This window comes from Paenibacillus sp. 1A_MP2, from assembly GCF_052244825.1.
Classification (GTDB): domain Bacteria; phylum Bacillota; class Bacilli; order Paenibacillales; family Paenibacillaceae; genus Paenibacillus; species Paenibacillus vandeheii.
Map to the genome: position 1 here is coordinate 6,266,046 of NZ_JBQQCS010000001.1, position 12,373 is coordinate 6,278,418.

The following is a 12,373-nucleotide window of genomic DNA, read 5'->3' on the forward strand; positions in this document are numbered from 1 at the left end:
ATCAAGCAAAATTCGAAAGTTGTCATTCATTATCCATGTCGGAACTACCTGAGTAGATTCGGGATTCAGTTCCTGGACGAATAGAATTCTTATCGAGGATTTGGATCTTGAATTAAGCTTTACAAATGGACTTTACAGCTATCCGTGAATAGTTTTTAACTCCCATCATTTATTGGAACCCACATAATTCAACAAATGTTGCAGAATTAACAACTGATATAAAGGCAACCATCCCTGCCTGCGATTTTTGATCAAGTTGCTTATTTATAAGGAGGATCTCATATGTCTTATCTGGAACGTGTTCGTACGCAAAATCCACTTGTTCATAACATTACTAATATTGTCGTTGCTCCCTTTACCGCCAACGGTTTACTTGCACTCGGTGCATCTCCCTTTATGGCCTATGCGCATGAAGAAGTGGCAGATGTCGCCAAAATTTCAGGAGCGGTTGTATTGAACATTGGCACTCTGGACGAAAGGGTAGTTGAAGCGATCCGCCTGGCTGGTCAATCGGCGAATGCAAATAACGTGCCTGTTGTGCTTGATCCGGTCGGAGCTGGGGCAACCCCCTATCGTACGGAAACGGTCCAGATGCTCCTTCGTGAGCTTCGCCTTACGGTATTGCGTGGCAATGTGGCGGAAGTCGCCAATGTCATCGGTGAGAGCTGGAGTATCAAAGGCGTGGATGCAGGTCAAGGCGAGGGAGATCGCGTCGGAATAGCCGAACGGGCGGCACAAAAACTCGGCTGTGTGGTTGTCATTACCGGACGAGAGGATGTTATTACGGATGGACAAACGACGTTCCTGACGAGTAATGGACATGCCTTGCTTACCCAAGTGACCGGTGCTGGCTGCTTGCTCAGTTCAGTGATTGGTGCTTTTGCAGCCATAGCGAAATCAGGTGACGATTTGCTGAACAGCGTTGTGGAAGCACTCGCTTTTTATGGCATTGCAGCAGAAATTGCGGCGGAACGTACCGCTGACCAGGGACCGGGCAGCTTCCAAATCGAATTGCTGAATCAACTGGCCCTAGTGACACCTGACATTATCGCAAAACGGGTACAGGTTCGCCAGATCGATGGAGGTGCGCAATGAGTATTGCGCAGGCTTTGACGATCGCAGGTTCGGATAATGGCGGCGGCGCTGGAATTCAGGCCGATCTGAAGACCTTTCAGGAGCTCCGCGTATACGGCATGACTGTAATTACAGCCATTGCTGCCCAAAATACAACAGGTGTGCAGGGCGTCTTCCCTATCTCATATGAAGGTATCGCTCAACAGTTAGATTCAACCGGTGATGATTTTCAGCCCTCAGCGGTAAAGACAGGCATGCTCTACAGTGCCGAGATCATTCGGCTGGTCGCGGAGAAATGGCAGCAATATGCCTGGTCCAATCTGGTCATTGATCCGGTTATGGTTGCCAAAGGCGGCGCCCCCCTGTTACAACAGGAAGCCGTTCAGGCGCTAATTACAGAGTTAATGCCTCATGCACTGATCACGACACCGAATATTCCGGAAGCCGAGCTGCTCACCGGGATGTCCATTATGAATTTGGGTCAGCGTGAAGAAGCTGCCAAGCGGATCGTGCAGATGGGCTCGACGTATGCTTTGGTGAAGGGTGGTCATGATGAGGGAAGTGGCATGATTGTCGATGTGCTCTATGATGGGCAGTCATTTCATTACCTGGAGAATGTTCGGGTGGTGACACGACATACCCATGGAACGGGATGTACGTATTCTGCAGCCATTACTGCCGAATTGGCGAAGGGTTCCTCTGTGCTTGCTGCCGTCACGACGGCGCGAGCATTCATTCAGGCGGCTATCGAAGATGAGCTAGGGATTGGGGCCGGGCATGGGCCGACGAATCATTTTGCGTATCAGCGCAGACAGCGGGGTGAGCAGTGATGCGCGGTCTAGATGCAGATGCGATACGCCGTGTGATGCAGGTGTATTTGGTGATGGGCAGCATGAATACGACGCGTGACCCGGTGGAGGTGCTTCGCCAGGCCATCGCTGGCGGCATTACGATGTTCCAGTTCCGGGAAAAAGGAACTGGCGCTCTGGTTGGCGAAGCACGCATCACGCTTGCGATGCGGCTTCGCGAGGTGTGCAGCCAGCACGGCATACCGTTCATCGTGAACGATGATGTAGAGCTGGCTGTAGCGGTGGAGGCCGACGGCATGCATGTCGGCCAGGACGATGCGGACGCGGCGCTGGTACGCGCCCGCATCGGAGAAGGGCGGATGCTTGGCGTATCCGCCCACTCCGCGCTGGAAGCCCGCCGTGCCGTGCAGGCGGGCGCCGACTATCTTGGCGTCGGGCCCATGTACCCGACGCGGTCCAAAGCGAATGCCCACGCTGTGCTGGGCCCCGCCGGGGTGGCCGAACTGCGCGCAGCAGGCATCGCAGTTCCGGTGGTAGGTATCGGCGGCATTACGCCGATACCACGGCCGCCGTGATGGCGGCAGGAGCCGACGGCGTAGCCGTCATCTCCGCCATCGCGGGCGCGGCCGATGTGCGCGCAGCGGCTGCGCAGTTCGCTGCGGCGGTGCGCGGGATGCAGGCGTAGCCATGTGCTCCCTGCACCGCCAGCCCTTGTGCTGCACCAAGTGCATGGTGCAGCCTAACACACTTTGCCTCCTCTCCATAATAGAGGAGGCAGTCTCACTACCCATACAGCGCAACAGTCTATAACATGGACAAGCAATACTCCTGTAAGCAACGGATTATTGAAATTATCCAAGCTTTCAATGATTTACTCATTACACATTTACTCCACTGTTCAGTCACCCAATCCATTCTTAAGATGCGGTTTCCATGCTCGCATCTTGTTTTTCATTTTCCCTGTTGACTCTCACGTAACGTGACGCTGTACAATCGGTGGTGTAAGGAGGTTTTAATCATGGCCATGAAAGTAAAAGAAGTAGCCGAACTTGTCGGGATCAGTGTGCGCACACTGCATCATTATGATGAGATCGGACTGTTAATACCGGACGAAGTGACTTCTGCCGGGTATCGACTGTACTCAGATGCCAATCTGGAAATGCTGCAGCAGATTTTATTTTTCAAAGAACTCGATTTCTCCCTGAAAGATATCAAGAAAATTATAAACAATCCCTCTTTCGATCAGGAGGAAGCCCTAAATATGCATCGCCGTATTCTACTGGAGAAGCGCCAGCGGTTGGACCAAATGATTGCCACCATTGATAAATCAGTTCAACACGTGAGAGGAGAAATTAAAATGACAGCCAAGGAACAATTCGAAGGGTTTAATTTCAGTCATAATCCGTATGAGCAGGAAGCGCGGGAACGTTGGGGAGACCAAGCCGTAGATCAGGCTAATCAAAAATTACAGAACCAGCCTCCTGAGAAGCAAAAAGCCCTATCCGATCAAATGAACTCAATCTACACCCGACTGGCAGCAATTCGTCACATTGACCCCACATCTGCCGAAGCTCAAGCCGGTATCTCGGAATGGTACACCTATCTGAACAACATGGGTAATTATTCACCTGAAGCTTTCAAAGGGCTAGGGCAGATGTACGTGGAAGACGAACGCTTTACACGCAATATTGATCAATTCGGCGAAGGCTTGGCTGTATTTATGCGGGATGCCATGAATGCCTTTGCTGATCGAAACAGCTAATCAGGCAATAAGCTGTAGTTCCATTTTGCCTCATCCGATGTCCACCACAATTAGGTATTCATGTCCTTACTTGGACGATTAGAACGTTAGAAGATCACTTGGATCTACCTCTTGCTGAGTTCATTCAAAAAGGGACGTACGCCATTGGCCTACGTCCCCTTTTTCGTATCTCAGCCGCAATGTGAACGGGCTTTAAAACCATTCACTCTGAGTACTTTTTTTCTTGCAACAATAACTGTATTCCACAGAATTTCTGCGTCTTCCAGTCGAATCAGTTAAGCTCTTGGAGCGTGATCAGATGACGATGCATCCGATGCCAGACTGGTCTTTACCATCCGTCCTGGAATCTGCCATGCCGATACGATCGCCAGTACGATGAATAACAGATCAACCGGCTCGCTGAAATAATCCGTAAAGGTTTCCACAAATGCACTTACCATCTCACCATCGAACACCAGATCCATCACGCTCGCATCGCTGAACAACTCGGATGTAAAATACACCACCGTCAGATATTTCCCAAGCAAAATACCGATAAGTGCAAATATAACTGCGATGACTTTATGTACCGTCGCGATCCGTTTGTTTGAGAATAATACAACCGCATAGCCTGTTAGCGCCCCAATGACAATAGCAATGAGCCCAAGCTCTCTTTCTGTCATAGCAGCGATCACTGCCCAGACAATACCCCCTACAACTGCTGCCAATAAACCACCAACGATTGGCATGCCGATCTTGATCCCTTGTTTCTCTTCCACGTTGACTTTCCCTCCTGAGTCATGCTTATGCTTATTTTCCAGAATTCACCTTTCCTATGAAACCACAAAACCTGCTTTTATTCAACAAATTTCTATGCTTAGGTAAGCAGATTATTGATTTTTAGAACAGGCACATTTGCCTATGATTCACATAATATGCTGTAAAAAGAGGTATGGAAGGAGCAACTCCCTTGTACAGTTATCCTTATTATCGGAATGACAGCATGATCATAGCTCAGGTTACGAAAGCCATAAACGGAGAATCCTCAGCTATTGCCTGTTATACTAAACTTGCCGAATTGGCACCAACTACAGAAGAAAAAATGCGTATTCTGGAGATACGCCAGGATGAAATGAAGCATCTTCAATATTTTATTAGTATTTATGTATCCTTGACGGGAGTTCAGCCCACTGTCCAAATCTCCCAGGATTGTCCATCCGAATACATCGCGGGAATTCACTATGCCTTCAAAGATGAGCAACAGACCGTCGAATTTTATTCTGATGCTGCAGATCAGGCCACTGACCCGCATATTAAAGAAACATTTAGACGGGCTGCCACAGACGAGCAAAGGCATGCCGTATGGTTCCTGTACTATCTGACAAAGCATAAACCAAGCTCTACTGTAAAATAAAAACACATCCCCTCCTATTGGCATGGGAGGGGATGTGTTTTTATAATGATTTCTTATTTAGATTTTTTTAGACGGCATAATGACAGCAGCAATCTGTGCCAAAATGGCATCCACCGATGCTGGGTCATTCACGTCATACTCATCGATGTTCAAACGCAATACCGGACAAGCCGTAAATTGATTAATCCATACCGAATAGCGCTCATGCATATGCTCCCAGTAGGAACGATCCGTCTGGATCTCCATTTCTCGTCCACGTTCCGTAATTCGATTCAGGATGGATGGCAGACTACCCTCCAGGTAGATCAGTACATCCGGATGAGGGAAATATGGTGTCATCACCATCGCTTCAAACAAACTACTGTATGTCTCGAAATCCGTAGCCGACATTGTACCCTGATCCGCATGCATTTGCGCAAAGATGCCGGTATCCTCATAAATGGAACGATCCTGTACAAATCCGCCGCCCAGTTCAAAGATTTTCTTCTGTTCCTTGAAACGCTCTGCCAGGAAGTAAATCTGCAAATGGAAGCTCCAACGTTCAAAGTCATGATAGAACTTCTCCAGATATGGATTGTGGTCGACTTGCTCAAGAGATGTCTTGAAATTTAAACGCTCTGCCAGAGCTGCAGTTAGTGTGGATTTGCCCACCCCTACAGTACCTGCTACCGTGATTAATGCATTCGTGGGAATGCCATAGTTGTTCATGTGATATACTCCTTTACCTGATTAACAATCTGTTTGAAATGTTCGGGATGTTCTACAAAATCGAGCTGTTCCGCATTCACCTTAATGATAATCGGCGGATTCGGGCTGTTAGCCAGGTAGGCCATACCTGTTTTGTAATCTGCGATCAACTGTTCCATATACGCCGGGTCCATATCCTGCTCAAAAGACCGTCCACGTTTGTTGATGCGTTGCATCAATGTATCGAGTTCAGCTTCAATATATAGCACCAGATTGGGTTTCGGCAGATCATCCGTTAAGAGATGATAAATTTGACGGTATTTGTCCCGTTTTGTTCCTTTTAGGGTACGATCGGCAAAAATCATATTTTTATAGATATGGTAGTCCGAAATAACGGGAGTGTTCTGTTTAATATAGTGAGCGCCCGTGTCTTCCAGTTGCTTGAATCGGTTGCACAGAAAAAACATTTCAAGCTGGAAGCTCCACTCATCTATATCCTGATAGAAGGAAGCCAGAAAGGGATTCTCTTCTACAATTTCTTTGACCAGCGGAAGATTCAATTCCTGGGAAAGCATTGTTGCCAACGTTGTTTTCCCGGCTCCAATGGGACCTTCCACTGCAATAAACGGTGCGGATTTCATCGTGTTCCAGTTCCTCCTCGTACTCATGCGTGTTTCCGTTTCTTTATAGACCTCACCTATTGTATCACAGCTTCGATGATGGGAAGGCCAGTATTTTATGTATAAAATGAGTTTTATCTCTACGGACTAAGATAAATAAGACATTATAATAATCCCTAAAATTCATAATAAAAGAAAAAGACACGATCGCTTATATACGATCGTGTCTTTCGATTGCTTGGCGGCGTCCTGACTCTCCCAGGACCCTGCGGTCCAAGTACCATCGGCGCTAGAGGGCTTAACGGTCGTGTTCGGGATGGGTACGTGTGGAACCCCTCCGCCATCGCCACCAAACGCATAGCTTAGCCTTATATTTCAGAGTTTATTCTCTGAAAACTAGATCCGAAACGAAAATTGCGATGTATCACCTGCATATCTTGGATAAGCCCTCGACCGATTAGTACTGGTCAGCTCCATGCATTACTGCACTTCCACCCCCAGCCTATCTACCTCGTCGTCTTCAAGGGGTCTTACATACTGGGAAATCTCATCTTGAGGGGGGCTTCACGCTTAGATGCTTTCAGCGCTTATCCCTTCCGTACATAGCTACCCAGCGGTGCTCCTGGCGGAACAACTGGTACACCAGCGGTACGTCCATCCCGGTCCTCTCGTACTAAGGACAGCTCCTCTCAAATTTCCTACGCCCACGACAGATAGGGACCGAACTGTCTCACGACGTTCTGAACCCAGCTCGCGTACCGCTTTAATGGGCGAACAGCCCAACCCTTGGGACCTACTTCAGCCCCAGGATGCGATGAGCCGACATCGAGGTGCCAAACCTCCCCGTCGATGTGGACTCTTGGGGGAGATAAGCCTGTTATCCCCAGGGTAGCTTTTATCCGTTGAGCGATGGCCCTTCCATGCGGTACCACCGGATCACTAAGCCCGACTTTCGTCCCTGCTCGACTTGTAGGTCTCGCAGTCAAGCTCCCTTATGCCTTTGCACTCTTCGAATGATTTCCAACCATTCTGAGGGAACCTTTGGGCGCCTCCGTTACTCTTTAGGAGGCGACCGCCCCAGTCAAACTGCCCACCTGACACTGTCCCCGCACCGGATTACGGTACCAGGTTAGAACCTAGATACGATCAGGGTGGTATCCCAACGGTGCCTCCACGCAAGCTGGCGCTCACGTTTCAAAGGCTCCCACCTATCCTGTACAGATCGTACCCAAATTCAATATCAAGCTGCAGTAAAGCTCCATGGGGTCTTTCCGTCTTGTCGCGGGTAACCTGCATCTTCACAGGTATTAAAATTTCACCGGATCTCTCGTTGAGACAGCGCCCAAGTCGTTACGCCATTCGTGCGGGTCAGAATTTACCTGACAAGGAATTTCGCTACCTTAGGACCGTTATAGTTACGGCCGCCGTTTACTGGGGCTTCGGTTCGCAGCTTCGGATTGCTCCTAACCGCTCCCCTTAACCTTCCAGCACCGGGCAGGCGTCAGCCCGTATACTTCGCCTTACGGCTTCGCACAGACCTGTGTTTTTGCTAAACAGTCGCTTGGGCCTTTTCACTGCGGCCCCCTCGTGCTATTCACACTACCGGGGCACCCCTTCTCCCGAAGTTACGGGGTCATTTTGCCGAGTTCCTTAACGAGAGTTCTTCCGCGCGCCTTAGAATTCTCTTCTCGCCTACCTGTGTCGGTTTGCGGTACGGGCACCATCACCTGGCTAGAGGCTTTTCTTGGCAGTGTGAGATCATGACCTTCGCTACTCTAATTTTCGCTCCCCATCACAGTCCAGCCTTACGATGTGCGGATTTGCCTACACATCAGCCTCACTGCTTAGACGGACATCCATCAGTCCGCGTCACTACCCTGCTGCGTCCCCCCATTGCTCATAACGGCTTACGGTGGTACAGGAATTTCGACCTGTTGTCCTTCGACTACGCCTTTCGGCCTCGCCTTAGGTCCCGACTTACCCTGAGCGGACGAGCCTTCCTCAGGAACCCTTAGGCTTTCGGCGGATCAGATTCTCACTGATCTTTTCGTTACTCATACCGGCATTCTCACTTGTATAATGTCCAGCGCTCCTTACGGTACACCTTCAACCCTTATACAACGCTCCCCTACCCCTGATGCAAAGCATCAAGCCATAGCTTCGGTGGTGTGTTTAGCCCCGTTACATTTTCGGCGCAGAGTCACTCGACCAGTGAGCTATTACGCACTCTTTCAATGGTGGCTGCTTCTAAGCCAACATCCTGGTTGTCTGTGCAACTCCACATCCTTTCCCACTTAACACACACTTGGGGACCTTAGCTGATGGTCTGGGCTGTTTCCCTTTTGACAATGGATCTTAGCACTCACTGTCTGACTCCCGGAAGTAAGTCTATGGCATTCGGAGTTTGACTGAGCTTGGTAACCCTTGCGGCCCCGCACCCAATCAGTGCTCTACCTCCACGACTCTGTTTTCCGAGGCTAGCCCTAAAGCTATTTCGGGGAGAACCAGCTATCTCCGAGTTCGATTGGAATTTCTCCGCTACCCCCACCTCATCCCCGCATTTTTCAACATGCGTGGGTTCGGGCCTCCAGTGCGTGTTACCGCACCTTCACCCTGGACAGGGGTAGATCACCCGGTTTCGGGTCTACGTCCACGTACTACATCGCCCTATTCAGACTCGCTTTCGCTGCGGCTCCGGCTCTTCACCTTAACCTTGCACGGGAACGTAACTCGCCGGTTCATTCTACAAAAGGCACGCCATCACCCCTAAAACGGGCTCTGACTTTTTGTAAGCACACGGTTTCAGGTTCTATTTCACTCCCCTTCCGGGGTGCTTTTCACCTTTCCCTCACGGTACTGCTTCACTATCGGTCGCTAGGAAGTATTTAGCCTTGGCAGATGGTCCTGCCGGATTCATACGGGGTTTCACGTGCCCCGCACTACTCGGGATCCGTCTCGGAGGGAACCAACTTTCAACTACAGGGCTTTTACCTTCTTTGGCGGGCCTTTCCAGACCTCTTCACTTAACCGGTTCCTTTGTAACTCCATGTGAGACGTCCCACAACCCCAGAGAGCAAGCTCTCTGGTTTGGGCTTCTCCGCGTTCGCTCGCCGCTACTGACGGAATCACTATTGTTTTCTCTTCCTCAAGGTACTTAGATGTTTCAGTTCCCTTGGTATGCCTCTACACAACCTATGTATTCAGTTGTGAGTAACTGGAAATTACCCCAGCTGGGTTTCCCCATTCGGACACCCCCGGATCAAAGCTTGCTTACAGCTCCCCGAGGCAGTTTCGTTGTTCGCCACGTCCTTCATCGGCTCCTAGCGCCTAGGCATCCTCCGTGTGCTCTTAGTAGCTTAACCAACTCGCTCGTGTTCGAGCTGTCGCTCCGCTTGTTTTGGACTGCGTCCAAAGCCAAAAGTCGCTCCATTTCGATCACTCGCTCATGCAGTTTTCACTATTTATTGAAACTTGTTTTAACACAAGTTCAGCTTAAAAAGGAATGTTCTAAATCGCAAAATTTCGTTTCGATATCTAGTTTTCAAAGAACAAGCTCCATGCAAAAGCAAGCTGTTTGAGAGTTTGAGCTCTCAAAACTGAGCAACGAGTGAGTAAGTTTTGCAGCTAAGCTGCGTATTTGAATGTTTCCACGCGGGAAACGATTCTCCATAGAAAGGAGGTGATCCAGCCGCACCTTCCGATACGGCTACCTTGTTACGACTTCACCCCAATCATCTATCCCACCTTCGGCGGCTGGCTCCTTGCGGTTACCCCACCGACTTCGGGTGTTATAAACTCTCGTGGTGTGACGGGCGGTGTGTACAAGACCCGGGAACGTATTCACCGCGGCATGCTGATCCGCGATTACTAGCAATTCCGACTTCATGCAGGCGAGTTGCAGCCTGCAATCCGAACTGAGACCGGCTTTTTAGGATTCGTTCCACCTCGCGGTTTCACTGCCCGTTGTACCGGCCATTGTAGTACGTGTGTAGCCCAGGTCATAAGGGGCATGATGATTTGACGTCATCCCCACCTTCCTCCGGTTTGTCACCGGCAGTCACCTTAGAGTGCCCACCCGAAGTGCTGGCAACTAAGATCAAGGGTTGCGCTCGTTGCGGGACTTAACCCAACATCTCACGACACGAGCTGACGACAACCATGCACCACCTGTCTCCTCTGTCCCGAAGGAAAGGTACATCTCTGTACCGGTCAGAGGGATGTCAAGACCTGGTAAGGTTCTTCGCGTTGCTTCGAATTAAACCACATACTCCACTGCTTGTGCGGGTCCCCGTCAATTCCTTTGAGTTTCAGTCTTGCGACCGTACTCCCCAGGCGGAGTGCTTAATGTGTTAACTTCGGCACCAAGGGTATCGAAACCCCTAACACCTAGCACTCATCGTTTACGGCGTGGACTACCAGGGTATCTAATCCTGTTTGCTCCCCACGCTTTCGCGCCTCAGCGTCAGTTACAGCCCAGAGAGTCGCCTTCGCCACTGGTGTTCCTCCACATATCTACGCATTTCACCGCTACACGTGGAATTCCACTCTCCTCTTCTGCACTCAAGTCACCCAGTTTCCAGTGCGATCCGGGGTTGAGCCCCGGGATTAAACACCAGACTTAAATGACCGCCTGCGCGCGCTTTACGCCCAATAATTCCGGACAACGCTTGCCCCTACGTATTACCGCGGCTGCTGGCACGTAGTTAGCCGGGGCTTTCTTCTCAGGTACCGTCACCTTGAGAGCAGTTACTCTCCCAAGCGTTCTTCCCTGGCAACAGAGCTTTACGATCCGAAAACCTTCATCACTCACGCGGCATTGCTCCGTCAGGCTTTCGCCCATTGCGGAAGATTCCCTACTGCTGCCTCCCGTAGGAGTCTGGGCCGTGTCTCAGTCCCAGTGTGGCCGATCACCCTCTCAGGTCGGCTACGCATCGTCGCCTTGGTGAGCCGTTACCCCACCAACTAGCTAATGCGCCGCAGGCCCATCCCCAAGTGACAGATTGCTCCGTCTTTCCAGTTTCCTTCAGGAGAAGAAAACAACTATTCGGTATTAGCTACCGTTTCCGGTAGTTGTCCCAAGCTTGAGGGCAGGTTGCCTACGTGTTACTCACCCGTCCGCCGCTAACCATCAGAGAAGCAAGCTTCTCTTCAAGTCCGCTCGACTTGCATGTATTAGGCATGCCGCCAGCGTTCGTCCTGAGCCAGGATCAAACTCTCCAATAAAGTATTGAAAAGAGCGATAAGCTCATTTTGAAACTGACGAGATTAAAAATCTCATTTATTTTGCTTCAAAATCATACAGTCCGAAGACGTGTACCGATTTCTCAGCGTCGATCTTGCAAGCAAGATCGTTACTCACTCGTTGTTCAGTTTTCAAAGATCAAACTTGTTTCCGTCGCTGTCGTTGTTCTCTTCAGCAACTCTTATATATTATCACGTCCGAACCAACTTTGCAAGCATCTTTTTTTAAGTTTCTTTCGAAACTTATTTTTCATTCGCTTGCCGCACCGTGTTTCTTGTGTTTTCTTGGCCGGATTAATAATATATCATGTTCTATTATTAATTACAACCTATTTTATAAATTATTTTATATCACTACAATGACTCTTGATTAAATGTATTCCAGTGATTAATCCGCTAACGGAATTTTTGGATACTCACTATGACTACTGGCTTCTAAGAAACAACCTATAGTGAATGTAATCCCAACGCCTAAGGTTTAAAGGATAGTTTAACTCAGAGGAGCGTAAATACTTTCCTTCATTAATGTAACTACTTATTAAGTTAGCTTCATCTATATACTGCTGTCTTTCATTATAGCAACAGAATAATGTTCAGTGATTTTGCTGATTCACCAAAATCTCGCCTCGAGTCATTTTTGCGTAATAATGTATTTCATATATGCGCATATCTTTATTTCAATATAAATCCCTCTTACCTCTATGTATATATATGTTAGGCAACAATTCACTCATCAAAACGAACTCGCCTTAATACTTCTTGCAATCCATTTTCTCAATCTTTAAGG

The 12,373-nt window shown here is 49.2% G+C and carries 7 protein-coding genes, 3 rRNA genes and 1 pseudogene; 5 read left to right on the plus strand and 6 right to left on the minus strand.

Annotated features, from left to right (window positions below):
• The first annotated feature begins 282 nt into the window (after positions 1-282).
• From thiM to ACTWJ7_RS30880, 4 genes and pseudogenes are all read left to right on the plus strand, one after another.
• A complete protein-coding gene (thiM, locus tag ACTWJ7_RS30865; RefSeq protein ID WP_301880804.1) occupies positions 283-1,095 on the plus strand; it encodes a hydroxyethylthiazole kinase in 813 nt (270 codons plus the stop codon).
• On the plus strand, positions 1,092-1,904 hold the full coding sequence (thiD, locus tag ACTWJ7_RS30870; RefSeq protein ID WP_301880805.1) for a bifunctional hydroxymethylpyrimidine kinase/phosphomethylpyrimidine kinase: 813 nt from the start codon (positions 1,092-1,094) through the stop codon (positions 1,902-1,904). Before thiM ends, thiD begins: the two co-directional genes overlap by 4 nt.
• A pseudogene (gene thiE, locus ACTWJ7_RS30875) lies at positions 1,904-2,568 on the plus strand (thiamine phosphate synthase). Before thiD ends, thiE begins: the two are co-directional and overlap by 1 nt.
• 333 nt (positions 2,569-2,901) lie before the next feature.
• Positions 2,902-3,645: a MerR family transcriptional regulator gene (locus ACTWJ7_RS30880; protein ID WP_301880807.1), complete on the plus strand. Its 744-nt coding sequence runs from the start codon at positions 2,902-2,904 to the stop codon at positions 3,643-3,645.
• A 275-nt stretch (positions 3,646-3,920) separates the two neighbouring features.
• Here the strand turns inward: ACTWJ7_RS30880 and ACTWJ7_RS30885 are convergent, their stop codons facing one another.
• Positions 3,921-4,403 carry a hypothetical protein gene (locus ACTWJ7_RS30885; protein ID WP_301880808.1) on the minus strand — a complete coding sequence of 161 codons (483 nt, stop codon included), beginning with the start codon at positions 4,401-4,403 and terminating at the stop codon, positions 3,921-3,923.
• A 191-nt stretch (positions 4,404-4,594) separates the two neighbouring features.
• Here ACTWJ7_RS30885 and ACTWJ7_RS30890 point away from each other — a divergent pair, with 191 nt between their 5' ends.
• Complete coding sequence (locus tag ACTWJ7_RS30890) at positions 4,595-5,038, plus strand: ferritin-like domain-containing protein (RefSeq protein WP_079350406.1); 444 nt, start codon at positions 4,595-4,597, stop codon at positions 5,036-5,038.
• 57 nt (positions 5,039-5,095) lie between these two features.
• Here the strand turns inward: ACTWJ7_RS30890 and ACTWJ7_RS30895 are convergent, their stop codons facing one another.
• The 5 genes from ACTWJ7_RS30895 to ACTWJ7_RS30915 form a co-directional block, all read right to left on the minus strand.
• Positions 5,096-5,746: a deoxynucleoside kinase gene (locus ACTWJ7_RS30895; protein WP_079350407.1), complete on the minus strand. Its 651-nt coding sequence runs from the start codon at positions 5,744-5,746 to the stop codon at positions 5,096-5,098.
• On the minus strand, positions 5,743-6,366 hold the full coding sequence (locus ACTWJ7_RS30900) for a deoxynucleoside kinase (RefSeq protein WP_079350408.1): 624 nt from the start codon (positions 6,364-6,366) through the stop codon (positions 5,743-5,745). Before ACTWJ7_RS30900 ends, ACTWJ7_RS30895 begins: the two co-directional genes overlap by 4 nt.
• A gap of 215 nt (positions 6,367-6,581) precedes the next feature.
• Positions 6,582-6,699 (minus strand): 5S ribosomal RNA (gene rrf / locus ACTWJ7_RS30905).
• Between the two features lie 83 nt (positions 6,700-6,782).
• Positions 6,783-9,707 (minus strand): 23S ribosomal RNA (locus ACTWJ7_RS30910).
• A gap of 310 nt (positions 9,708-10,017) precedes the next feature.
• Positions 10,018-11,568 (minus strand): 16S ribosomal RNA (locus tag ACTWJ7_RS30915).
• The 16S, 23S and 5S rRNA genes sit together here, the layout of an rRNA operon.
• Between the last annotated feature and the right edge of the window lie 805 nt (positions 11,569-12,373).

What these genes read in the sequence shown, in the direction of transcription:
- ACTWJ7_RS30895 (WP_079350407.1), bottom strand. Translation starts at nt 5,746, where the DNA reads ATGAACAACTATGGCATTCCCACGAATGCATTAATCACGGTAGCAGGT.
- thiD (WP_301880805.1), top strand. Translation starts at nt 1,092, where the DNA reads ATGAGTATTGCGCAGGCTTTGACGATCGCAGGTTCGGATAATGGCGGC.
- ACTWJ7_RS30900 (WP_079350408.1), bottom strand. Translation starts at nt 6,366, where the DNA reads ATGAAATCCGCACCGTTTATTGCAGTGGAAGGTCCCATTGGAGCCGGG.
- ACTWJ7_RS30880 (WP_301880807.1), top strand. Translation starts at nt 2,902, where the DNA reads ATGGCCATGAAAGTAAAAGAAGTAGCCGAACTTGTCGGGATCAGTGTG.
- thiM (WP_301880804.1), top strand. Translation starts at nt 283, where the DNA reads ATGTCTTATCTGGAACGTGTTCGTACGCAAAATCCACTTGTTCATAAC.